Raw genomic sequence first — 22,803 nt, 5'->3', positions numbered from 1 at the left:
AAACTATTAAAGGAGTTAATAGGATGAATAAAATAGATTTTGATTATGATCAAATTGTGATTGGCTCAGGCTTTGGTGGATCGGTCAGTGCTTTACGCCTTAGTGAAAAAGGCTATAAAGTCCTGATTTTGGAGAAAGGCTTACGCCGTGAAGATAAGGATTTTCCAACCACCAATTTAGACACCAAAAACTATTTGTGGCGTCCTGAACTGGGATTCAGAGGTACGATGCAATTTACTTTCACCAGTAAAACCACCATTTTGCACGGGGTAGGCGTTGGTGGGGGCTCACAAATTTATGCCAATGTACATTTAATTCCACCTGATGCTGTTTTTGAGTCCGAGGCGTGGACCAAGATTCGTAAAGACTGGAAAGAAACCTTAAAGCCGTTTTATGGTCTCGCTCAACGTATGTTGGGTACAGCGAATAATACTTATACCAATATTGCAGATGACACGTTAAAAGAAGTTGCGAGTGAAATTGGATATGCAGACTCTTTTAAAACGGTCAACACAGGGGTATTCTTTTCGCAAGCAGCTGGTCAGGAAGGTCAATTAGCGAAAGACCCGTATTTTAATGGAGATGGGCCAGATCGTAACTCCTGTATTTATTGTGGTGCTTGTATGTTGGGGTGTCGCAACAATGCAAAAAATACCCTCATGAAAAATTACCTGTATTTTGCTGAGCGTAATGGCGTTGAAATTCGTCCAAGTTCAGAAGTGGTGAAAATTAAACCACTGAATGAAGATGGTAGCGCAGGTTACGAAGTAATAGTCAAAGAAACCCTTGGGAAACAAGTTCGTCAGTATAGTTTGCGCAGTCATGGGGTGGTGTTATCTGCGGGTGTAATGGGCACTGTACCGATGTTGTTAAAAATGCGTGATCAGCATAAAACTTTACCCAATATTTCTTCATTGCTGGGACAGGAAGTTCGGACGAACTCGGAAACCCTGACCACAGTGAACAATACTGGTAAAAAACTGGATGATGGTGTGGCAATCAGCTCCTTTATTTCAGTCGATGCAGATACCAATATCGAGGTCACACGTTTCCCTGAAGGTGCGGATGCTTCATGGATTTATATTCCATACGTGCCGATGGTGACCGGTCAGGGCTTTATGCGCTTTATGAAGTTTGTGTTCAACACTTTAATACATCCCTTAAAAACCTTTAAAGTACTGCGTTATAAGGGTAAAGCCAAAGACTCTATTATTTTATTGGTAATGCAAAAGTCTGAAGCGTTTATTCATTTTGAATGGCGTAGAAAGTGGTATCGACTGTTCAAAAATAGTATCACTGCCGTGCAAAAAGAAGGGGACACGCCACTCACCGTTTCATTCCCAGCGGCTGAAGAAGCCACTAAAATGATTGCACAAAAGTTGGGTGGAGAGCCAGGTTCTGCACTTACTGAAATTCTACTGGGAACGCCAACGACAGCACATATTATGAGTGGTGTCGCGATGGGCAATGACAAGTCGAATGGTGTTGTGGACTTCACTGGTCAAGTCTTTGGTTATCAAAATTTACGCGTATTAGATGGTTCGATTGTACCTGGAAATTTAGGTGTGAATCCCTCACTGACCATTACCGCACTGTCTGAATTTGCGATGAGTCAAATCCCAGTGTTCTCCGCAGAGCGGGCAGCAAAGATTCAGCGTATTGAATTTAGTCAGCCTTTGGAGGGACAGGTGTCTGACTTGAAGGGTACTGGTGATTTAGCCAGTGCATTAAGCAATGCTTAAAAAAAGTGGATATGGTTTGGGCTGGTGATGGTGCCTAATACGGCAAATTAGACAGCCCAAGCAATACAATCTTGAGATCATTATCCCTCTAACGCTTTATGACAGCGTTAGAGGGCGTTGCTGATTTTATGGGCTATAATTCAGAAATTCCTAAGCTAAGAAGAGAGCGAAAAGCTGTCTTACTTTTTTACCGATTAATTGGGGGGCATTACTGAGTCTATTCATAGACCCAAAAGCCATAGTTTATTTTTACTTGTTATAAAATATGACTAGGGTGTGTTGACACTTTTAGCTTAAAAAAATAGCGAAGTAGTAAAATCAAATCGCCGAACCCAATTTTACTATTCGCTATGCCTCGTACCATGCTGACAGATCAACACTGGCAAAAGTTGAAAGTTATTCTGCGTAATTTATCCATTCACCACAACTCAAATTTACGCAATTTTATTGAAGCTATTCTCTATAGAATTAGAACAGGCTGTCCGTGGCGAGATATTCCTTCTTGTTTTGGTCATTCCAACTCTATTTTCAAACGTTTTAATCGTTGGTCAAGCAGCGGTAAGTTACTTAGATTATTCAAATTACTAGCCTCATGCCCCGATATGGAGTGGATTTTTATTGATGGCTCTCATGTACGTGCTCATCAACATTCTGCCGGCATAGCGAATCAATCTATTTCTAAAAGTGTAGGAGGAAACTCCTCAAAAATACATTTGATTGTTGATGCACATGGCAATCCTATTGATTTCATGATTACCGATGGAACCACACATGATGTTAAAGTTGCACCTGATTTAATATCAACATTAGATTTAAAAGAGACAAAAGTGGTATGTGCAGATAAAGGCTATGATTCAGAACCACTGCGTGAACAGATCAGGAAAACAGGGACTAAAGCGAATATACCAAAGAAAACAAATAGCCAATCGAACAATGACCATATGGACTGGTATTTATATAAAATCAGGCATTTAGTTGAAAATATGTTTTGTAGATTAAAGCAATTTAGAGGAATAGCTACTCGATATGACAAGCTCAAAAGAAATTATCAAAGTTCTGTTGCTTTAGCCTGTATATTTTTATGGCTACCTTTATAGGGTTAATTATGAACAGTAAATGTCAACAGACCCTAGTAAAATCAAAATAATAACTAAGATCAAAGTAATCATGACTGTTTCCATAGTTTGACCTCTAAATCTTATATTTTATCTAATTTTAACATGCTCATTCGATCACTATATATTCAATATAGATCATTTTTCATTCTTTAAATATGGAGTTGCATATATATGATTATTCATATATAAATATATGTAAAGATTCCATTGAGTTTGAGTAAATGACTGCTACTCCAAAAGTGAAGATCTATCACAATCCTGAATGTGGTACATCACGTAATACATTGGCGTTAATCCGTAATGCCAATATTGAACCTGAAGTGATTGAGTACCTTGTAACACCTCCATCTAAAAATGAACTGATTCAAATGATCGCGGATGCAGGTTTAACGGTGAGAGAAGCGATTCGTAAGAATGTTGATGCTTATCATGATCTAGAGCTAGAACGTGATGATTGGATGGATGAACAGCTTTTAGATTTTATGCTTCAGCATCCAATTTTGATTAACCGTCCATTCGTGGTGACTGAATTAGGAACTCGTTTAAGTCGTCCGTCAGAACTAGTTTTAGAAATTTTACCACTCCCACAAAAGGGTGCTTTCACTAAAGAAGACGGTGAACAAGTACTTGATGCAAATGGGCAGCGATTGAAATAAAAATTTCATGGATATATGTGAATATTGATATATCCATATGTCAGAGTGAGTGAAAGTATGGATCAAATCAATTTCTTTAAATGTTTGGCTGATGAAACGCGATTCAACATCGTCATGTTGGTTCTTGGAAATAATGAACAGTGTGTTTGTGATTTGACTGAAAAACTACAACTCAGCCAACCCAAGATTTCACGGCATTTAGCCTTATTACGCTCTTCTGGTCTTTTACAAGATCGACGTCAAGGACAATGGGTCTATTACAGTCTCAATCCCAATTTACCTACTTGGTGTATAGACGTACTTAATACCCTTAAAAATGCTGATTTACAGCCAAAAGTTGCTCCATCATTTCAACAAATCAATAGTTATTGCGAGTAGAACAATATGAAATTCCTTTTTTTGTGTACTGGAAATAGTTGCCGTAGCATCCTGTCAGAAGTGCTGTTTAATAGTCGTGCCCCAGAGGGTTGGAAAGCATACAGTGCGGGTAGTCAGCCATCAGGGCAAGTACATCCACTGACCATAGAAACTTTAGAAAATCTAGGTCTTTCAACAGATGGTTTGTGGAGTAAAACCATTGATGACTGTGAACAATATCAACCTGACGTAGTGATTACGGTTTGTGATTCAGCAGCGCAAGAAGCGTGTCCGCTTTATTTGGGTGGAGCGATCAAGGCACATTGGGGTTTAGCTGATCCTTCGCATTTAGACTTGCCGAAAGAAGAGAAGCTCAAAGCTTTCCAAGTGACTGTAGACCATATTAATCGTCGTTTAGATGCATTGTTGGCACTCGATACAGCGCACATGTCTCGTCCTGAATTGATTGCTGCAATCAATCACATCTCAGATATTGAATGAGAACATCATGGCTCAACAAAGACTGTCATTTTTAGATCGTAACCTCACGCTATGGATTTTCATTGCGATGGGGTTGGGAATTGCGATCGGTGTGTTCTTTCCACAAGCCTCAGTGGCATTGGATAAAATGAGTGTGGATTCCGTCAATATTCCAATTGCGATAGGTTTGATTTTGATGATGTATCCACCTTTGGCAAAAGTGGATTATGCCGCGCTACCACAAGTGTTTAAAGACAAAAAAACCTTAACTTTGTCTTTGGTACAGAACTGGGTGATAGCACCAGTACTAATGTTTACATTAGCCATTATTTTTCTACATAGCTATCCAGAGTATATGACAGGCTTAATCCTGATAGGACTGGCTCGTTGTATTGCGATGGTCTTGGTGTGGAACGGTTTGGCCTGTGGGGATAACCAATATGTTGCTGCATTGGTGGCCTTTAACAGTATCTTCCAAATTTTATTTTTCAGTACCTATGCTTGGTTGTTCTTGACCTTCTTACCACCTTATTTTGGTGTTGCAGGGCAAGTGATCAATGTCGATTTCTGGACGATTACCCATGCGGTACTGGTGTATTTGGGAATTCCATTTTTCCTTGGCTTTATGACGCGATTCACTCTAGTGAAAGCTAAAGGTTTGGATTGGTATCAACATGTCTTTTTACCGAAGATCGGTCCGCTGAGTCTGTTGGCTTTATTATTCACGATTGTGGCGATGTTTAGCCTGAAAGGAAACGATGTGGTGAGCTTGCCACTCGATGTCTTGCGTATTGCCATTCCATTGACCATTTACTTTATCGTGATGTTCTTCATCAGCTTCTTCATGAGCAAATGGATGGGGAACGATTATCCTAAAACCACAGCCATTTCTTTTACTGCTGCGGGAAATAATTTTGAATTGGCGCTGGCTGTAGCCATTGCAACTTTTGGTTTAGCTTCACCTGTGGCGTTTACTACTGTAATTGGTCCACTGGTTGAAGTACCAGTGTTGATTGCTTTAGTCAGTGTGTCTTTGTGGCTTAGAAAAAAGTTTTTTAAAGCAGAGGTGTAATTTCTATGACTCTCCAAAATGTAGATATGAATCTTCTCGATCAGCCGACTTTAGAAAAAGTACAGGCCAAAGCGCTAGATCATCCACCCCGTATTTTGCTGCTGTATGGTTCAAACCGTGAGCGTTCATACAGCCGTTTGGCTGTAATGGAAGCAGGACGTATCTTGGAGCAGTTTGGTGCCGAAGTAAAAATCTTTCATCCTAAAGGGCTGCCTTTACCTGAAGATGCGGACACTGAGCATCCCAAAGTTAAAGAGTTGCATGATCTACTCGCATGGGCAGAAGGGATGGTATGGTGTTCGCCGGAACGTCATGGCTCCATGAGTTCAATTTTTAAATCACAAATTGATTGGATTCCACTGGCAGGTGGTGCGATTCGTGCAACCCAAGGCAAGACTTTGGCGCTCATGCAAGTCAGTGGTGGTTCGCAGTCTTTTAATAGCTTAAACCAGATGCGTATTTTAGGCCGCTGGATGCGCATGATCACCATTCCAAATCAATCGTCTATTCCCAAAGCTTTTTTAGAGTTTGAAGAAGATGGACGAATGAAACCTTCAGCCTTTTATGATCGAATTGTCGATGTTATGGAGGAGCTGTATAAATTCACGCTACTGACGCGTGGGCAAAGTCAGTACCTTACAGACCGCTATTCAGAGCGAAAAGAGTCGGCAGAAGAATTATCTAAGCGTGTCAATCAACGGAGTTTATAAACTCTAGATGATCAAAGATGTTGAAAAGTAGCTTGTGTAATTGAAAAGTCCAATTACAGATTTGATCAGTTTTTAAAAGTCACTTAGTTTGTTGAATAGACTGGGCTTTTTTAATTATGAATATGGCTTCACTATAATCAAGAGGAGAGATGCTTTGGCACAACTACAAGCACAAGTCGATGTGGTTATTATTGGTGGTGGTCAGTCGGCACTTGCTACAGCTTATTTTCTCAAACGTAAAAAAGTTCCATTTGTGATTTTAGATGATCAATCGCAGGCGGGCGGTGCATGGCTGCATGCTTGGCAGTCGCTACATCTTTTTTCACCGCATACATGGAGTTCGTTGTCGGGTTGGATGATGCCAACGACTGAACACACCTACCCAACGCGAAATGAAGTGATCGAGTATTTGTTGGCATACGAGCAACGCTATCAATTTCCGACCATTCGGCCAGTCCATGTCGATCATATTGAACAAAAAGATGACTATTTAGATGTGTATGCTGGCGAACAATATTGGCGAGCTAAAGCGGTGGTCAGTGCTACAGGAACATGGAGTCAACCTTATATTCCACATTATGAAGGACATGAGCGATTTGAAGGGATACAAATACATTCAGCTCATTACGTAAATCCAGAGCCTTTCATCAATAAAAAAGTGATCGTGGTTGGAGGTGGCAACTCTGGTGCACAAATTCTTGCTGAAGTCTCAAAAGTTGCAGATACCACTTGGGTCACAGTAACACCACCTCAATTTTTATCGGATGATGTTGATGGGCGGGTCTTGTTTCTTCGGGCAACGGAGCGTTTAAAAGCCCAACAGGAAGGTAAAGTGATCAATCAGCCTGTTGGTGGTCTGGGTGATATTGTCATGATAGACACTGTCAAAGAGGCCCGTGAACGTGGCGTATTACATAGCCGAGAACCGTTTAATGCATTTGAAGAACATTCAGTTGTTTGGGCGGATGGTACAACACAAGCCGTAGATGCTGTGATTTGGTGTACAGGGTTCAAAGCTTCACTGAATCATTTAAGAAGTCTTGATGTGGTAGAACCTGATCAAACGGTTGCTGTCCATAATGGGCGTTCAATGAAAGTAAATAATTTATGGTTGGTTGGCTATGGTGAGTGGACAGGCATGGCATCGGCGACTTTAATTGGAGTGTCCAGAACAGCAAGAGCTGCGGCTGATGAAATTGCTGCCTACTTGACTAGCTAAAACGTATAAGTTTAAAGGGATGCATAGACAGGTTTCATGCATGAACAATTCGATTTGATTCGATACGGAGGAGGACGGAAATAGAATTCGCCGTGAAGCAAATGGAAAGCAATTATTGATGATTGATAGGAGATTCAAGCTACTCTAAGTAGCTAATTAAAATAAGAAAACCTATCTATTGAAATCAGAAAAGCAGCCGAAGCTGCTTTGTGTTTTTTTATCATCGTTGAACTTGCCTCTAAGGCATTCACCATCAGCACAACTTCCGCCAGACTTAGGCGTCTACTTTGGCGGTACGAGAGTTATGGCTTAATTCATCTGCATGTAGGAAATGCGTATGCTGCGGTGCGCGTTTGGTTTTGCTCCATTCTTCCAGCATGTCATATTTCATTTGTTCAGTAATCATGGCAATTTTTTGTGGTGCTTTTTCATCGTCATAGGCCAGTTCCAAACGATGGCCATTTGGATCAAAGAAATAAATTGAGTGGAAAATACCATGATTGGTAATGCCCAAGACCTCTATGCCATTGGCTTCTAGGTGTTCTTTAGCATCAATCAGTGCCTGACGGTCTTTGACTTTGAGTGCAATGTGCTGCACCCATTTTGGGGTGTTTTCATCACGACCCATTTCAGGCTGGGTTGGTAGTTCAAAGAAAGCCAGCACATTACCGTTTCCTGCGTCTAGGAATAGGTGCATATAGGGATCAAAGGCTTTGGTTGAGGGGACATGGTCTTCAGCAAAGGCGAGAATGAAATCCATATTTAGATTTTTTTTGTACCATTCCACCGTTTCTTTGGCATCTTTACAACGGTAGGCCACATGGTGGATTTTTTCAATTTGAATGGTCATTTTTATATCCTTATAAAAAACTTAAGCAGCTTCAGGCTGCATTTCAGGTGCAGCGTGTTGAAAGGCCTCTAAACTGTTGCAATGGGTATAGATCGAACAAATTTTTGGATAATCGGATAAATCAAGATTAAAACGTAGAGCGTTATAGACTTGTGGAATCAGGCAGCAATCCGCTAGGGTCGGCTGATTGCCAAAACAGAATTTGTCATTTGACTGTTCCAGTTGTGCTTCAAGGGCTTTAAAGCCCGTTAAAATCCAGTGTTTATACCAAGCCTTCTTCTGCTCATCACTTATTTCCAATGTACTCGTCAGGTACTGAAGTACCCGTAGGTTGTTGAGTGGATGGATATCGCAGGCAATACTTAAACTAAATGCACGGATCAAAGCACGCTGCTGCAAGTCTTGAGGGAGCAGGGCTGTGTCTGGGAATTTTTCTTCTAAATATTCAAGAATGCCTAGCGATTGGGTCAAGACAAAATCTTGCTCTGCCCATGTGGGCACCAGCTCACTCGCATTGATCTGACGGTAGCTTTCACTATGTTGTTCACCACCATTATTGACTAAGTGCACAGGGACATGTTCAGCAGTCAGACCTTTTAAATTCAGGCCAATACGAACTCGGTAAGCCGCAGAACTACGAAAATAGGTATACAGTTTCATCGGCAACATCCTAGTCTGCAATTATTGGGTAAAACCAAAATCTACTGCTGGTAGAATTTTGCCGCTGACTTCACCAAAGCCAATACGCAAATCATCTTTTTCGCAATAGCCTTTCATAATGACGGTATCGCCGTCTTGAATGAAGTTACGCTGTTCGCCATTTGATAGCGTTAAAGGTTTGGTGGCATTCCAAGTGATTTCGAGTAATGAACCATAAGAATCTGGGGTTGGTCCTGAAATGGTCCCTGAACCCATCAAATCACCGACCTGTAAGTTACAGCCCGCAATCGTATGATGTGTGAGCTGCTGAGCCATGGACCAGTACATATATTTAAAGTTGGTTGTGCAGATCACATCACTTTTGTCGTCATTCTCAGGCTGAATTTCAACCGACAGATGAATGTCATAGCTGTTGCTGCTGTTGTCTTCACGCAGATAAGCCAAAGGTTTCGGCTCTTGTTCAGGTGAACTGGTTTTAAATGGCTCAAGTGCTTCCAGCGTCACAATCCAAGGTGAAATAGACGACGCAAAAGTTTTGGCATTAAACGGGCCAAGTGGCACATATTCCCATTGTTGCAAGTCACGTGCAGACCAGTCATTAAACAGCACCATACCAAAAATATGATCCCAAGCATTTTCAATTGGAACAGGTTGGCCCAGTTGACTTGACTTGCCTACGATAAAACCAGTTTCCAGTTCAAAGTCGAGTTTACGACAAGCAGAAAATACAGGGCGTTCAGAATCTGGCAGCTTGATTTGTCCTGATGGACGGACAATGTCAGTGCCGCTCACAATAACTGAGCTGGCACGACCGTTATAACCAACAGGGAGTTCTGACCAGTTGGGCAGCAGCGCATTTTTCGGGTCACGGAACATGCAACCGACATTGGTGGCATGTTCTTTAGATGAATAGAAATCGGTATAGCCTGAAATGTGTACAGGCATATGCATTTTGACGTCTGATTGTTTGAAGAAAACTTGATCACGCAGGGCCTGATTGTCACGAAGTTCAGGATTATCTGCGGACAACAAAGCTTGTAATTCTGCGCGGACCTTAGACCAATTGGCTTGACCTGATTCAATAAACATATTCAGTGTCGGTTGATTAAAGACCAGTTTGCCATCTGTTAGTTTGCAATAACCATGCGCTTCCAGTACCGCCAGATCAATCACCCATTCTCCCAGTGCTACGCCAGCACGAGGCAGGAAATTTTGTTTTTCACTAAAAATGCCATAAGGCAGGTTTTCTAGCGGGAAATCTGAATGTGCAGCGATTTCAACAAATGACTTCAAGCGTTTGCTCATGGATATTGATCCTTTCCGTGGAAAATTTAAGTTCTAGATAGAATCATACTTATATTTTAAAATTACGCAATAAATAATTTATTTATGAATAGTGTAAATTGTTGAGCTATACTACTCTGAATGAGAGAGTCAGGTTTAGATGGCTCACATTTTTGATTTAAGTAGTACAATTCACCAATGGAGTTATGACAACTAATGCAGCTATGCAGGGTAAAGCGATGAGTGTTGAGGAAGAAAAAATACAGGGAGGGGTTCAGTCTCTGGAAGTTGGATTAACCGTATTGGATGCATTGACCGCACATAATGCACCGATGATGTTAAAAGAGCTGTCCGAAGTTTTATCCATGCATCCGGCCAAAGTACACCGTTATGTGGTGAGCTTGATTCGTAAAGGCTATGCTCAGCAATTAACTGATGGGCGTTATAGCTTAGGTGAGCGTGCACATGCTTTTGGGGTGAATGCACTCAAGCGAACAGATATGTTGGAATTAAGCCAGCGTTATATTCAGGACATTCAGCAACATCTGAATTGCAGTATTCATGTGAGTAAATGGTTTGCTGATGGAGCGGTCGTGGTTCAGTCTCTAGAATCTAACCATGTCTTTAATATTATTACTCGAGTCGGTTCACGCATGCCTCTGCTGAAATCTGCGACAGGGCGCTTGCATGCCTGCTATCAATCTGAGCACATCATCAAGCCATTATTGGAAAAAGAATGGGAAAGTAGCGCTAAACCAGAGCAGTATCCTGCAAATTGGGAAGATTTTTTAGAACTGAAAGCGAAAATTCTGAGTCAAGGTTATGCTTCAGTCGCAGGAGATATGATGGCTGGGATCAATGCGATTAGTATTCCAGTCTTTAATTTCACGCAGCAACTGGATCATGTCATTACTTGTATTGGCACAGAAGATCAGTTACCCGAAGGACAAATGCGGCAGGCAATTGATTATGTTCTTGGCGTACAGCGACAGATCGATGCTTTATTTCATCCAGCTGCTGCCATATAAAAGCATCGCTTACATTGAAAAGATGAATTAAGTTTTAAATCCACCCTCTGGTGGATTTTTTTATGGGATGCGGTCGTGCTAGACAGTATCAATATTTCATCTTCTGACACCTTGTCTAAAGGAGAAGGGAAAATTAGGAACTAGATAGTGACGCTGAAACCCGTAGACTTAGGTTGCCTTGATTCAAATTCTGAAAAATAACGATAAAAAAGGCTTCTAACCCTAGAGTGAGAAGCCTAAGTGAACATGATCTATTTTAAGCAAGCACAGGCTCAGCGGAGCTTGCCGCTTTAAGCACAGTCGCCATCGACTCAGCCACATAATCAATATTGTTTAAATTCAGGCCAGCAGTACACATACGACCGCTGCGGACTAAATAAATACCATAATCGTGTTTCAGCAAATCGACCTGTTCTGCACTTAAGCCCGTATAACTAAACATGCCTTGTTGCTGGGTCAGATAGCTAAAGTCCATATCTGGTAGCGCTTGACTGAGTTTGTCTTCAAGTAAGCGACGCATCAGTAAAATGCGCTGACGCATTTCTTCTAATTCAGACTGCCATAGCTGAGACAACGCTGTGTCATTTAATACCTGACTCACCAATAGTGCACCGTTAGCTGCTGGGCTAGAATAAATGCGGCGGACTGTCGCTTTAAGTTGACCCAATACATTTTGGGCAATGTTTGCGTCATCACAGACAAAGCTTAAGCTACCAACGCGCTCGCCATACAAGGAAAAGATCTTGGAAAAAGAATGGCTGACAATAAAGTTCATACCAGACCGATCTAGCGCATGTATCGCATAAGCATCTTGCTCCAAGCCTTGACCAAAACCTTGATAGGCCATGTCCAAGAAAGGAATCAAGTCATTTGCTTTTAGAACCTCAATCACTTGATCCCATTCATGTGGTTCTAAATCTGCACCTGTCGGGTTATGACAGCAAGGATGTAGTAGTACGATACTTTGAGCAGGTAGCTGTTTTAAGGTATCTAGCATCGCATTTAGATTCACGGCATGGGTGTCCGCATCGTAATACGGATAGAAATGGGTTTGAACACCCGTGCCATTAAAGATCGCAATATGGTTTTCCCACGTCGGCTGACTGACCCAGATCTCGGACTGTGGAAAATATTTGTTTAAAAAGTCTGCACCTACTTTGAGTGCACCAGAACCACCCAACGTCTGAATGGTGACGACACGTCCTTGCTGACGAGCAGGGCTAGCCTGACCGAAAATGAGTTCTTGTGCAGCCTGATTAAAGCTCTTGAGCCCATCCATCGGCAAATACACTCGGACTTTGTCATAGTCAGGAATTAAATGAGTATAGGCTTTTTGAACCGACTGTAGCTGCGGCACGATATTATCTTCATTATAATAAAGTCCGATACTGAGATTGACCTTATTCTGGCGCGTATCTTTGCTGAATTCCTCCATCAGAGAAAGAATCGGGTCACCTGCATAGGCATCAATATGTTGAAACATGAATACATCCTAATATGATAAATACGATATTACGCTTCTGGTAAGGAAGTGATTTTACTTTTTTCAAGCAACGCAACATGATCTTCTTGCTTTCGTTTAAAGAGATAAGCCGTCAGTAAAATCGCAATCCAGACTGGAATCATGAGAACTGCAATTTGCATATCTGGGCTACGACTCATAATGAGCAGAATACTCGCCATGAAGGCAATACATAAATAATTGGTAAATGGATAGGCCACACTTGGGAAGTGAGTTTTTACCTGCATGCGATTCATGGCTTTTTTAAACTTTAAATGTGTATAAGAAATCACGACCCAGTTAATCACAATAGCCGCTACGACTAGCATCATGAGTAAGTTAAATGCTTTTTCAGGAAATAAATAGTTAATCAGAACACATATTAAAGTAAAGAAAGCTGAAACCATAATGGCATTTACAGGAATACCACGCGGATTAATTTTGCTTAAAAATTTTGGGGCATTGCCCTGTTGTGCTAGGCCAAGCAGCATTCGGCTGGTACAGTAATTGGTACTGTTATAGACAGAAACAGCCGCAGTCAAAACCACAAAATTAAAAACAGCGGCTACGGTTTGGCTGCCCAACGAGTCGAAAATTAATACAAAAGGACTACCACCTTCAGCCATCATATTCCATGGATAAAGTGACAAAATTACGACTAGGCTTAAGATATAAAACAATAAGACGCGGTAAACAATTTGGTTGACGGCTTTTGGGAGAGTTTTCTGAGGATTATCTGTTTCTGCTGCTGCAATACCTACCAGCTCAATTCCACCGAAAGCAAACATAATCATGGCCATAGCCATCACTAAGCCTGTAATACCATTTGGGAAGAAGCCACCGAGCTGCCACAAATTTTGTAAGCTAGACTGGCTATGACCACTACCGCTAGCCAGCAAGTAACTACCAAAAGCAATCATGGCAATAATTGCCACGACCTTAATAATGGCTAACCAGAATTCCATTTCACCAAATAATTTCACGTGCAGTAAATTAATGACATTAATGAAAATAAAGAAACCCAAAGCAGAAACCCACGTTGGAATATCAGGCCACCAGTAATGGATATAGAGGCCGACAGCACTGAGTTCAGCCATACACACTAAAATATTCAGTACCCAATAATTCCAGCCAGACATAAATCCCGCAAATTTGCCCCAGTATTTATAAGCAAAATGACTAAAAGAACCACTCACGGGTTCATGCACAATCATTTCACCGAGCTGGCGCATCATGAGAAAGGCAATAAGACCTGCGATGGCATAGCCTAAAATAACAGAAGGTCCTGCGAGTTTGATGGTTTGTGAAATACCGAGGAAGAGCCCTGTGCCGATAGAACCACCGAGGGCGATGAGCTGAATATGACGATTACTTAAACCTTTTTTCAGGTTTCCTTGTTCAATGTGCTGCATTTTTATTCTTCATCCATGTGAGATAAAGCCCTGAACCATGATGATGTGTGTACTTATTTTTATATTGTCATCGGAGCGGACTTTAATTTTACGAGTATAATTTTTGCGCAAAAGTTAAATTTCCCTGTACATAAAACTATATGTACAGGGAAATTCTAGAAATCGTTTAAGCTTTAGATACATCTAAAACGCCACGTTTAATTTGATCACGTTCAATCGACTCAAATAGCGCTTTAAAGTTGCCTTCACCAAAACCGTCGTCATCTTTACGTTGAATAAATTCAAAGAAGACTGGGCCTAGCATATTTTGAGAGAAAATTTGCAAGAGGAGGCGTTTATTACCATCTTTAGTATTGCCATCCAGCAAAATGCCACGTTTTTGTAGCTCATCAGCAGGTTCGCCGTGGTTAGGCAAACGTTCATCTAGCATTTCATAATAGGTATTGGGTGGAGGTGTCATGAACTTGGCACCTAAAGCTTTGAGTTTGTCCCAAGTGCTAATCAGGTCATCACAAATGAAGGCAATATGCTGAATGCCTTCACCGTTAAATTCATTGAGAAATTCGGCAATCTGACCATTTCCTTTATCCGAATCTTCATTGAGCGGAATACGGATTTTGCCATCTGGCGCCGTGAGTGCCTTGGATGTCAGGCCAGTATATTCACCTTTAATATCGAAGTAGCGAATTTCTTGGAAGTTAAAAATCTTTTCATAGAAATCAGACCAATACTGCATACGGCCTTTATACACATTATGGGTCAAATGGTCGATTTCATATAAACCTGTGCCGACAGGATGGGATGGTACATCATCAAAGAAGATGAAGTCATTTTGGTAAATGTCACAATCGACGAGGAAAATAGGAGAGCCACCAATCCCTTTAATCGCTGGGATATTTAGCTCCATCGGACCAACTTGGTTGTAAATTGGTTCAGCACCAATTTCTATCGCCTTTTTAAATGCCTTTGCCGCATTCTTGGTTCGGAAACCCATTGCACAGGCAGAAGGGCCATGTTCTTTATAGAAATAAGCTGCATACGATTCAGGCTGATAATTTAGAATGATATTAATTTTGCCCTGACGCCATAAATACGCATTTTTAGACTTATGCTTTGCCACTTTGCTGAATCCAATGGTTTCAAACACCGCATCTAGCTGACCATCTTCAGAAACAAATTCTATAAATTCGAATCCACATAGTTCTAATGGGTTGGCTAATTCATTCATACAACGTCCTCATTTCTTTTTTAAGCAATCCTATTGCTTATCTTTTTAACGATTCCTTTCAGAGCCAACGGGCTGGTCGCTACAATTCCAGAGCGAGAGAGACAAATCCGTTTGTCTGAAATGGGCCACCTGTTCAGCAACATTCTTAATGTTGAGTGAACAAGTGTAGAAATTTTAATTCATCATACTTGATCTAAATTATTATTCAATACGTAATTTAATTACGCAATAAATAAAATTGATAAATGATTGACCTATAAATTAAATTAATATTATTCATAAAAATATTTTTTAAAATAGGAGCGCTTTGTTATACCAAGATTTCAGGATGAAATCTGTGCTATAGGACTAAAATGGAAGGGAAAAATTGGGTATGGAATTTGGCTCATTTAGTGCATCTGTTGAGAACAGCTATTTGAAAATGAAACAGCCAAGCAATTGATTTGAGCACGAAAAATTAATTGTAAAAGATCAAGAACAGTTTGACTTACTAAAACCTGATTTGAAAACCCAGATGTAGGTGTCGCCGCGAGCAAGTTTGATCACGCTGAATTTTTTGCATTAACTTGAGCGGCTGTTGAATCAGCGCCCAAGATTGAAGGAGATTATTAGTATCTGGGCGCGATGAATTGAATTTTTAGTGTTTATGATTAGGCTTAGAGAGATTGAAAACAAATATAAAATGGTGCGCTCTGCGGGACTCGAACCCACGTCGGTCGCTTAGGAGGCAACTGCTCTATCCAGTTAAGCTAAGAGCGCAAAAGTGCGGTTAATGTAGCTGATTTTACTCAAAAAAAATAGTTATTGCCGAAACAATAACTATTTAAAAATGAATATTTTATGCTTTTCTATACAGAATTTTGTATAGAACGAACATTAATATGATCCAGATTGGAATCATGATCACAGCGCCGCTTAAACCTTGAGTCCACATGATGTAAAGCACTACAGCAATAAATCCAAGCACAAGGTAGTTACTGAAAGGCGACCAAAGTGCAGGAAATAATGGTTTTTTCGCTTCGCTTTTCATGGCCTTCATAAATTGAAGATGAGTTAAGCTGATCATGGCCCAGTTCAATACCAAAGCACCAACAACAATGTAAATTAAGTTGCTGAGAGCATCTTCTGGCGCAAAATAATTTAACAATACGCAACCGAAAATGAGCAATGCAGAGAACAAGACTGCTGGAATTGGCACACCTTGCTTATTGGTTTTACTGAATATTTTAGGTGCATTACCTTGCTGTGCTAAACCAAACAGCATGCGGCTGTTAGCATACATACCGCTGTTATATACAGAAAGTGCTGCAGTCAAGATAATAAAGTTCAGTAAATGCGCAGCCCAACCGATACCTAATTGACTGAAGATCATTACAAATGGGCTCTTATCTAAGCCACCAAGTTGCAATTCATTCCAAGGTACAAGCGATAACAAAATGGTCAATGAACCCACATAGAAAATGAGGATACGGAATACCACTTGGTTGATTGCTTTAGGAATTGATTTTTGTGGATTATCAGCTTCTGCTGCAGCCATACCAATCAATTCAATACCGCCAAAGGCAAACATGAGGAAGGCAAGCATATAGAAGAGACCTTCAACGCCATGTGGGAAGAAACCGCCATGTGACCAAAGGTTGCTGAATGAAGCCGTGGAATCTGCGCCTGCCGTAGCCAAAAGATAAAGACCAAATACAATCATGGCGACGACAGCCGTGACTTTGATAATAGCTAGCCAGAACTCTGATTCACCATAAAATTTCACATTACCTAAATTGACTAAGGTAATGATCACAAAGAAGGTGAGAACAGATGCCCATGCAGGAATATGGGGCCACCAGTAGTTGATATACTTCGCAACAGCGGTAAGCTCGGTCATGGCCACCAGAACATATAGAATCCAGTAGTTCCAACCAGCTAAAAAGCCTGCAAATTTGCCCCAGTATTTGTTTGCAAAATGACTAAAAGAACCAGCTACAGGTTCCTCAACGATCATTTCCCCGAGTTGACGCATGATTAGAAATGCAATTAAACCGCCAATTGCATAGCCCAAAATAATGGATGGGCCAGCAGATTCAATCACATGTGCGGAACCTAAAAATAAGCCAGTACCAATTGCGCCGCCCATGGCAATCAATTGAATATGACGGTTCTTTAAGCCACGCTGAAGTTGAGACGACTCTTTATTCAAGTTATTTCAGCCCGACAATGGATAAGTGTTTCCGATTGTAATAGATCGTGAAGAAATCGCATAGTAGCTCAAAATTCATGAAAAAAAGTTATTATTCATATGAAAAATAATGTGTAATGAATTGTAAATAAAAAACATACGAATCAATATATTAATTTTATTTAAATTATCAAATCAGGAATTTTATTTGGAAACCGGACGTTCACAAATGATGTTTTTTTAGACTTAAGTCTGTATTTTACGTAGGCATAGGGAAAAAAGGTATGATGAGCCTAAGTTAAATCAGATCTTTTGACTTAACACAATGATAAATATGAAGGATTCAATAAAAATGAGTTTTGCACCGCAAATCAAAATTCCAGCAACGTATATGCGTGGAGGGACCAGTAAGGGCGTATTCTTTAAATTAGATGATCTCCCAGAAGCTGCGCAACAGGCTGGACGCGTTCGAGATCAGTTATTGCTCCGTGTAATTGGTAGCCCCGATCCTTATGCAAAGCAGATTGATGGTATGGGTGGTGCAACATCGAGTACCAGTAAAACGGTGATTTTAGCGAAGAGCCAACAGCCCGAACATGATGTCGACTATTTATTTGGGCAAGTGTCGATTGATCAGCCGTTTGTCGACTGGAGCGGAAACTGTGGCAACTTAACGGCTGCTGTAGGCTCATTTGCGATTTCAAATGGTTTGGTCGATGCTGCACGTATTCCAGAAAATGGCATCTGCACAGTCCGCATTTGGCAGGTGAATATTCAAAAAACCATTATTGCACACGTACCTATTACGCAGGGGCAAGTTCAAGAAACAGGTGATTTTGAACTTGATGGCGTGACGTTCCCAGCTGCAGAAGTGCAAATTGAATTTTTAGATCCAGCCGATGATGGTGAAGATGGTGGTGCCATGTTCCCAACAGGGAATTTGGTTGACACTTTAGAGGTTCCAGAGATTGGCCGCTTCCAAGCAACGTTTATCAATGCAGGTATTCCGACCATTTTCTTAAATGCGGAAGACATTGGCTACACGGGGAGTGAATTACAAGACGCAATTAATGGCGATGCCAAGGCTTTAGCGCGTTTTGAAACCATTCGTGCCTATGGTGCAAAACAGATGGGGCTGATTCAAGACATTTCTGAAGCTGCCAGTCGTCAACACACGCCTAAAATTGCTTTTGTTTCTAAGCCAAAACAATATGTCTCGTCGAGTGGTAAAACCATTACAGAGCAAGACACCGATTTATTGGTTCGTGCACTTTCTATGGGTCAATTACACCATGCGATGATGGGGACAGCAGCTGTTGCCATTGGTACCGCAGCAGCGATACCAGGAACCTTGGTCAATTTGGCCGCGGGTGGTGGAGCACGTGAAGTCGTTCGTTTTGGTCATCCTTCAGGGACCTTACGTGTGGGAGCGCAAGCGATACAAGAAAAGGGTCAGTGGGTAGTAAAAAAAGCTGTCATGAGCCGTAGTGCACGCGTGTTGATGGAAGGTTGGGTGCGTATTCCAGCGGAAAGCTTGGATTAACGCTATGTAAAAAGCCTCTCTGTGTAGAGGCTTTTTTATGTCAACTCTAGGTCTGTGATAAGAAGGCTAAAAATAACCAAGAGCATGAGCAGTGAATTTTAGAGCCTGATTGCTTGTGTAATGGTTGCTTGAAATAGTAGAAAAGTCATTCTTATCACCTCGTCTGCAAAAATTAATAGAATACTGTGCCTTGTTTGTGATTTCGGCATAGAGAAAGCGGGCAGAAAGCAGTATCATGCCAACAGATCACTTCAAATGATCGGCTCAGGCAAACTGAGTACCAGATTAATTTATCCTATTGTTATTCGAGGCGAATGTGTCAGCACTAACCGACGTATCAGCAAATGCACTCCAACAGGCTCAACAACGTATTCACGATGATTTATTGACGGCACTTGATGCTTTTTCAATTCCGGAACCGTTAAAGAGTGCCGTGCATCATGCGGTCATGTTAGGTGGCAAACGTGTGCGTCCTGCGCTGTGCTATGCCACGGCACATTTAAATCCAAACAATAATGCAGCAGCCGTGCGCCGCGCCGCTGTGGCTGTGGAACTGATTCATTGTTATTCCTTGGCACATGATGATTTGCCGTGTATGGACAATGATCTTTTGCGTCGTGGTCAGCCGACCTGTCATGTGGCTTATGGTGAAGATACGGCTTTGCTTGCGGGCGATATCTTGCAGTCCATGGCGTTTGAAATTTTAGGTAGCCGACTGTTTGATGCAGGCCCTATCGTTGATCAGGGCATTGTACTGAAGCAGATGCAAATTTTAGCGACAGCGAGTTCTAAAATGGTGTGTGGACAAGTCCTCGACCTACAAGCCGAAGGTAAACGCGTCGATCAGGCTGCACTTGAAAATATCCACCGAAATAAAACGGGTGCATTAATCTCTGCTGCGGTGATGATGGCCGCGGTGACTGTATTTGACGGTTGCGATCAAGCGATTCCTAAGTTACGCGAATATGCGCAGGCAATTGGTTTGGCTTTTCAGGTGCAAGACGATATTTTAGATATCATTTCAAATACAGATGTGCTGGGTAAAACCGCAGGGAAGGATGAGCAAGTCGAAAAATCGACTTATCCAGCCTTGATGGGACTTGAGGCTGCACAAGACTATGCCAAGACTTTGCATAATCAAGCCTTTGCTGCTTTGGCTTATTTCCCAACTGATGCGGCAGCAGAACTTAATCAGATTTCACAGTTTTTATTGGCTCGCCAAAGCTAAGTTTCAGTGTTTAGATTAAAAAAAGAGGACATAGCGTGTCCTCTTTTTTAATGCTTGTTCCTTAGAGGCTTGAGTTTTTTCACAACCCCAATAAAAAAGACAGCTCGAAAGCTGTCCTCATTTAATCAAACCAAGCATCAGTTAGATGTCTTTACGTCCCATAACACCGCGGATGGTACTTAAAATATCGGCTGGTAACACCACTGTTTTAGCGTTGTTCGATTTAGACATATCTTGCATCGCTTTGACATATTGTTCACCCAACAAGTAAGCCACAGGAATTTCCTTATCGCCCACAGCAGAAGTGACCATTTCAATAGCACGCTGAGAAGACTCTGCTAAGACGACTTGCGCTTCTGCGTCACGGCGAGACGCTTCTAAACGGCCATCTGCCTCTAAAATCGCGGCTTGTTTTTCACCATCGGCTTTGGTCACGGTCGCACGACGTTGACGCTCAGCTGCCGCTTGCGCTTCCATTGCTGCTTGCATGGTTGAAGAGGGTTGAATATCCTGAATTTCAACGGTTTTTAGGGTAATCCCCCAGTCTGAAATATCATCCGAAATGGCTGCTTTAAGTTTGGCTTTAATGTGATCACGAGATGATAGTGCATCATCAAGATCCATTTCACCGACGATTGAACGCAGTGAGGTTTGCACTAGGTTTTGAATGGCCCATGTATAGTTTTCAATCCCATAGACAGCATTTACAGGCGTGGTGATGTTGATGTAAGCCACTGCATTCATGAGCAAAACGGCGTTATCGCGGGTAATCACTTCTTGAGAGGGAATGTCTAATACAATGTCTTTGGTCGTCACTTTATAAGCCACTTCATCGACATAAGGAATCACAAAGTTGAGACCCGGACTCAACGTGGTATGGTATTTACCTAGACGTTGTACGATCCATTTATAACCTTGTGGAACAATACGGACACCTTTAAAAATGGTGACAGCGGCAAAAGCCAAAATTGCTAAAACGACAATAAATCCACCAGACATATGCTTAACTCACTTTTATCTATTTTCGTTGGTTGAGAGATGTGCTTTGACCATTAAATCATTGCCCAGTATTTCAACGACACGCACTCGGTCGCCGACGTGGACTTTATCTAAAGTACGACAGTTCCATTCATCTGAACCGAGTACTGGAATGGGGAAACGAACGCGAATGTGTTCACTTTCAGGACTCGCTTGAATCACCATGCCAATTTGACCGATGGTTGCTTCGCGAGACAGTCCTGCTTTGGTTTTGTCAGTCGAAAGCGGTTTAATAAATTTAAACCAAAGTAAAGTGCATAAAATCGACAAAATAATCCACGTCACAAACTGCGTGGTAACACCCATCATGGGGAACATCCAGTACAAAATACCGACCATAATGGCCGCAATACCGAACCACAATGCGGCAAAAGCAGGCAGAATCAGCTCTGATAACATTAACAGAACGCCCAATACAAACCAGTGCCAAGGTTCAAAAGCAAATTCCATACATCTACTCATATATTCGTTATAGGGATATAGATGCAGAAGCATCTATATCAATTTAGCAGATGAATAAGTCTTTGAATATTAAAAATCAAATTTTTTAGAATTTGGCTTTGGGCGCAGGTTTAAAAGCAGCTGGGGTCTTTTTAAAATCGACAATGGCTTTTTCAATCGATTTAATTTTGAGCTGCGCGGCTTTTTCACCTTCTAAAATAGATTGATTGCTGGCTTTTAAGTCCAAAGTGCCTAAGTGTCCGACTTTGGGTTGAATCACCACAGTCGCTTGGCTCAATTCTTCATTGATGCTTTGCTGCCCCATAATATTAATGGTCTGGTCGAGCAAGCCCCACATATTGAGGGGCTTGTTGCCGGCAGGACGCGCTGAAATATCAATCGCAATCACAATATCCGCACCCATGTCCTTGGCTGTTTTCACTGGAATTGGGCTAACAAGGCCACCATCGACATATTTGGTTCCACCAATCACCGCAGGGACAAAAACGTTCGGAATACTACAGGATGCTCGAACAGCTTGACCCGCATTGCCTTTAATAAAGTCGGCTTTTCGTCCTGTATCCAGACGGGTAGCGACTGCAGCGAAGCGGATAGGGAACTGTTGAATCGGTTTGTTGCCGACGTGTTTATTGACATAGTCTTGCAGCTTTTGACCTTGAACAAACCCTTGGGAGTTGAGGGTTAAGTCTCGAATGTCCGATTCTTTTAAGGTCAAGGCAATTTGCTGAAGCTGGAAAGGCGTTTTACCACTGGCATAGATACTGCCCACAAAACTTCCCGCACTGGTTCCCGTAACAATTTTAGGTTTAATACCATGTGACTCTAAAACTTTAAGCACCCCAATATGTGCAAAACCTTTGGCACCGCCACCGCCGAGTGCAATCGCAATCACAGGTTCACGAGCTTGAATGGGAGTAGTTGTTGGTGTTTTCTTTGATGCAAGATCACATCCTGCCATAGTCAGTGTGAGTGCACCAATCAGAGATAAACGAGCAAAATTCATGGTCAACAGTACTAAAATGCAAAACAAATAATGGTGCACATC

The 22,803-nt window shown here is 41.6% G+C and carries 20 protein-coding genes, 1 tRNA gene and 1 pseudogene; 11 read left to right on the top strand and 11 right to left on the bottom strand.

What is annotated here, in order from left to right:
* Nucleotides 1-23 precede the first annotated feature (23 nt).
* From AC4CU2_RS12485 to AC4CU2_RS12450, 8 genes and pseudogenes are all read left to right on the top strand, one after another.
* Nucleotides 24-1,742 carry a GMC oxidoreductase gene (locus AC4CU2_RS12485; protein ID WP_125269084.1) on the top strand — a complete coding sequence of 573 codons (1,719 nt, stop codon included), beginning with the start codon at nt 24-26 and terminating at the stop codon, nt 1,740-1,742.
* Between the two features lie 350 nt (nt 1,743-2,092).
* A pseudogene (locus tag AC4CU2_RS12480) lies at nt 2,093-2,858 on the top strand (IS5-like element ISAba31 family transposase).
* Between the two features lie 223 nt (nt 2,859-3,081).
* Nucleotides 3,082-3,516 carry an arsenate reductase (glutaredoxin) gene (arsC, locus tag AC4CU2_RS12475; RefSeq protein ID WP_262458753.1) on the top strand — a complete coding sequence of 145 codons (435 nt, stop codon included), beginning with the start codon at nt 3,082-3,084 and terminating at the stop codon, nt 3,514-3,516.
* A 57-nt stretch (nt 3,517-3,573) separates the two neighbouring features.
* On the top strand, nt 3,574-3,894 hold the full coding sequence (locus AC4CU2_RS12470; RefSeq protein ID WP_004981310.1) for a metalloregulator ArsR/SmtB family transcription factor: 321 nt from the start codon (nt 3,574-3,576) through the stop codon (nt 3,892-3,894).
* A gap of 6 nt (nt 3,895-3,900) precedes the next feature.
* Entirely contained in the window at nt 3,901-4,374 is a 474-nt protein-coding gene (locus AC4CU2_RS12465) for an arsenate reductase ArsC (protein ID WP_279044754.1), read from the top strand.
* A 7-nt stretch (nt 4,375-4,381) separates the two neighbouring features.
* Nucleotides 4,382-5,425, top strand: coding sequence for an ACR3 family arsenite efflux transporter (arsB, locus tag AC4CU2_RS12460; protein WP_279044756.1), 1,044 nt, complete (start codon nt 4,382-4,384; stop codon nt 5,423-5,425).
* Between the two features lie 5 nt (nt 5,426-5,430).
* Nucleotides 5,431-6,135 carry an arsenical resistance protein ArsH gene (arsH, locus tag AC4CU2_RS12455; RefSeq protein WP_242760159.1) on the top strand — a complete coding sequence of 235 codons (705 nt, stop codon included), beginning with the start codon at nt 5,431-5,433 and terminating at the stop codon, nt 6,133-6,135.
* 154 nt (nt 6,136-6,289) lie between these two features.
* Nucleotides 6,290-7,354: an ArsO family NAD(P)H-dependent flavin-containing monooxygenase gene (locus AC4CU2_RS12450; protein ID WP_126035681.1), complete on the top strand. Its 1,065-nt coding sequence runs from the start codon at nt 6,290-6,292 to the stop codon at nt 7,352-7,354.
* Nucleotides 7,355-7,628: 274 nt separating this feature from the next.
* Here AC4CU2_RS12450 and AC4CU2_RS12445 read toward each other — a convergent pair whose 3' ends face one another.
* From AC4CU2_RS12445 to fahA, 3 genes are read right to left on the bottom strand one after another with little or no spacing between them, the layout of a single operon-like run.
* Entirely contained in the window at nt 7,629-8,204 is a 576-nt protein-coding gene (locus tag AC4CU2_RS12445; protein WP_005005954.1) for a VOC family protein, read from the bottom strand.
* A gap of 21 nt (nt 8,205-8,225) precedes the next feature.
* Nucleotides 8,226-8,864, bottom strand: coding sequence for a maleylacetoacetate isomerase (maiA, locus tag AC4CU2_RS12440; RefSeq protein WP_279044765.1), 639 nt, complete (start codon nt 8,862-8,864; stop codon nt 8,226-8,228).
* 21 nt (nt 8,865-8,885) lie between these two features.
* Nucleotides 8,886-10,169, bottom strand: coding sequence for a fumarylacetoacetase (gene fahA / locus AC4CU2_RS12435; protein ID WP_279044768.1), 1,284 nt, complete (start codon nt 10,167-10,169; stop codon nt 8,886-8,888).
* Between the two features lie 185 nt (nt 10,170-10,354).
* On the opposite strand from fahA, the gene AC4CU2_RS12430 reads away from it, so the two are divergent.
* On the top strand, nt 10,355-11,176 hold the full coding sequence (locus AC4CU2_RS12430; protein WP_279044772.1) for an IclR family transcriptional regulator: 822 nt from the start codon (nt 10,355-10,357) through the stop codon (nt 11,174-11,176).
* A gap of 256 nt (nt 11,177-11,432) precedes the next feature.
* On the opposite strand, the gene AC4CU2_RS12425 is transcribed toward AC4CU2_RS12430, so the two are convergent.
* The 5 genes from AC4CU2_RS12425 to AC4CU2_RS12405 all read right to left on the bottom strand — a co-directional run bounded on the left by AC4CU2_RS12425 (nt 11,433) and on the right by AC4CU2_RS12405 (nt 17,508).
* Nucleotides 11,433-12,659 (bottom strand): amino acid aminotransferase, encoded by a 1,227-nt coding sequence (locus AC4CU2_RS12425; RefSeq protein ID WP_279044775.1) that lies wholly within the window; start codon nt 12,657-12,659, stop codon nt 11,433-11,435.
* A 29-nt stretch (nt 12,660-12,688) separates the two neighbouring features.
* Entirely contained in the window at nt 12,689-14,089 is a 1,401-nt protein-coding gene (locus AC4CU2_RS12420; RefSeq protein WP_078388358.1) for an amino acid permease, read from the bottom strand.
* Between the two features lie 166 nt (nt 14,090-14,255).
* Nucleotides 14,256-15,317, bottom strand: a complete 1,062-nt coding sequence (gene hppD / locus AC4CU2_RS12415) for a 4-hydroxyphenylpyruvate dioxygenase (protein WP_087010368.1) — start codon at nt 15,315-15,317, stop codon at nt 14,256-14,258.
* Between the two features lie 683 nt (nt 15,318-16,000).
* Nucleotides 16,001-16,076, bottom strand: a tRNA-Arg gene (locus tag AC4CU2_RS12410).
* A gap of 79 nt (nt 16,077-16,155) precedes the next feature.
* Nucleotides 16,156-17,508: an amino acid permease gene (locus AC4CU2_RS12405; protein ID WP_279044782.1), complete on the bottom strand. Its 1,353-nt coding sequence runs from the start codon at nt 17,506-17,508 to the stop codon at nt 16,156-16,158.
* 331 nt (nt 17,509-17,839) lie between these two features.
* Here AC4CU2_RS12405 and prpF point away from each other — a divergent pair, with 331 nt between their 5' ends.
* The gene (gene prpF / locus AC4CU2_RS12400; protein ID WP_490737985.1) at nt 17,840-19,030 is read left to right on the top strand and encodes a 2-methylaconitate cis-trans isomerase PrpF; all 1,191 of its coding nucleotides are present in this window, start codon (nt 17,840-17,842) and stop codon (nt 19,028-19,030) included.
* Between the two features lie 316 nt (nt 19,031-19,346).
* On the top strand, nt 19,347-20,258 hold the full coding sequence (locus tag AC4CU2_RS12395; protein ID WP_279044788.1) for a farnesyl diphosphate synthase: 912 nt from the start codon (nt 19,347-19,349) through the stop codon (nt 20,256-20,258).
* 141 nt (nt 20,259-20,399) lie between these two features.
* On the opposite strand, the gene AC4CU2_RS12390 is transcribed toward AC4CU2_RS12395, so the two are convergent.
* From AC4CU2_RS12390 to AC4CU2_RS12380, 3 genes are all read right to left on the bottom strand, one after another.
* Nucleotides 20,400-21,257 carry an SPFH domain-containing protein gene (locus AC4CU2_RS12390; RefSeq protein ID WP_058869115.1) on the bottom strand — a complete coding sequence of 286 codons (858 nt, stop codon included), beginning with the start codon at nt 21,255-21,257 and terminating at the stop codon, nt 20,400-20,402.
* 15 nt (nt 21,258-21,272) lie between these two features.
* Nucleotides 21,273-21,746 (bottom strand): NfeD family protein, encoded by a 474-nt coding sequence (locus AC4CU2_RS12385; RefSeq protein ID WP_004694603.1) that lies wholly within the window; start codon nt 21,744-21,746, stop codon nt 21,273-21,275.
* A 97-nt stretch (nt 21,747-21,843) separates the two neighbouring features.
* Entirely contained in the window at nt 21,844-22,761 is a 918-nt protein-coding gene (locus AC4CU2_RS12380) for a patatin-like phospholipase family protein (protein ID WP_279044793.1), read from the bottom strand.
* Nucleotides 22,762-22,803 lie beyond the last annotated feature (42 nt).

This window comes from Acinetobacter sp. 797_lipA (assembly GCF_058243025.1).
This window is presented reverse-complemented; position numbering and strand designations above follow the sequence as displayed.

Bases quoted from the DNA above. Each gene is read 5' to 3' on its own strand.
- AC4CU2_RS12485 (WP_125269084.1), top strand. From the start codon at position 24: ATGAATAAAATAGATTTTGATTATGATCAAATTGTGATTGGCTCAGGC.
- arsC (WP_262458753.1), top strand. From the start codon at position 3,082: ATGACTGCTACTCCAAAAGTGAAGATCTATCACAATCCTGAATGTGGT.
- AC4CU2_RS12470 (WP_004981310.1), top strand. From the start codon at position 3,574: ATGGATCAAATCAATTTCTTTAAATGTTTGGCTGATGAAACGCGATTC.
- AC4CU2_RS12465 (WP_279044754.1), top strand. From the start codon at position 3,901: ATGAAATTCCTTTTTTTGTGTACTGGAAATAGTTGCCGTAGCATCCTG.
- arsB (WP_279044756.1), top strand. From the start codon at position 4,382: ATGGCTCAACAAAGACTGTCATTTTTAGATCGTAACCTCACGCTATGG.
- arsH (WP_242760159.1), top strand. From the start codon at position 5,431: ATGACTCTCCAAAATGTAGATATGAATCTTCTCGATCAGCCGACTTTA.
- AC4CU2_RS12445 (WP_005005954.1), bottom strand. From the start codon at position 8,204: ATGACCATTCAAATTGAAAAAATCCACCATGTGGCCTACCGTTGTAAA.
- maiA (WP_279044765.1), bottom strand. From the start codon at position 8,864: ATGAAACTGTATACCTATTTTCGTAGTTCTGCGGCTTACCGAGTTCGT.
- fahA (WP_279044768.1), bottom strand. From the start codon at position 10,169: ATGAGCAAACGCTTGAAGTCATTTGTTGAAATCGCTGCACATTCAGAT.
- AC4CU2_RS12430 (WP_279044772.1), top strand. From the start codon at position 10,355: ATGACAACTAATGCAGCTATGCAGGGTAAAGCGATGAGTGTTGAGGAA.
- AC4CU2_RS12425 (WP_279044775.1), bottom strand. From the start codon at position 12,659: ATGTTTCAACATATTGATGCCTATGCAGGTGACCCGATTCTTTCTCTG.
- AC4CU2_RS12420 (WP_078388358.1), bottom strand. From the start codon at position 14,089: ATGCAGCACATTGAACAAGGAAACCTGAAAAAAGGTTTAAGTAATCGT.
- hppD (WP_087010368.1), bottom strand. From the start codon at position 15,317: ATGAATGAATTAGCCAACCCATTAGAACTATGTGGATTCGAATTTATA.
- prpF (WP_490737985.1), top strand. From the start codon at position 17,840: ATGAGTTTTGCACCGCAAATCAAAATTCCAGCAACGTATATGCGTGGA.
- AC4CU2_RS12390 (WP_058869115.1), bottom strand. From the start codon at position 21,257: ATGTCTGGTGGATTTATTGTCGTTTTAGCAATTTTGGCTTTTGCCGCT.
- AC4CU2_RS12385 (WP_004694603.1), bottom strand. From the start codon at position 21,746: ATGGAATTTGCTTTTGAACCTTGGCACTGGTTTGTATTGGGCGTTCTG.
- AC4CU2_RS12380 (WP_279044793.1), bottom strand. From the start codon at position 22,761: ATGAATTTTGCTCGTTTATCTCTGATTGGTGCACTCACACTGACTATG.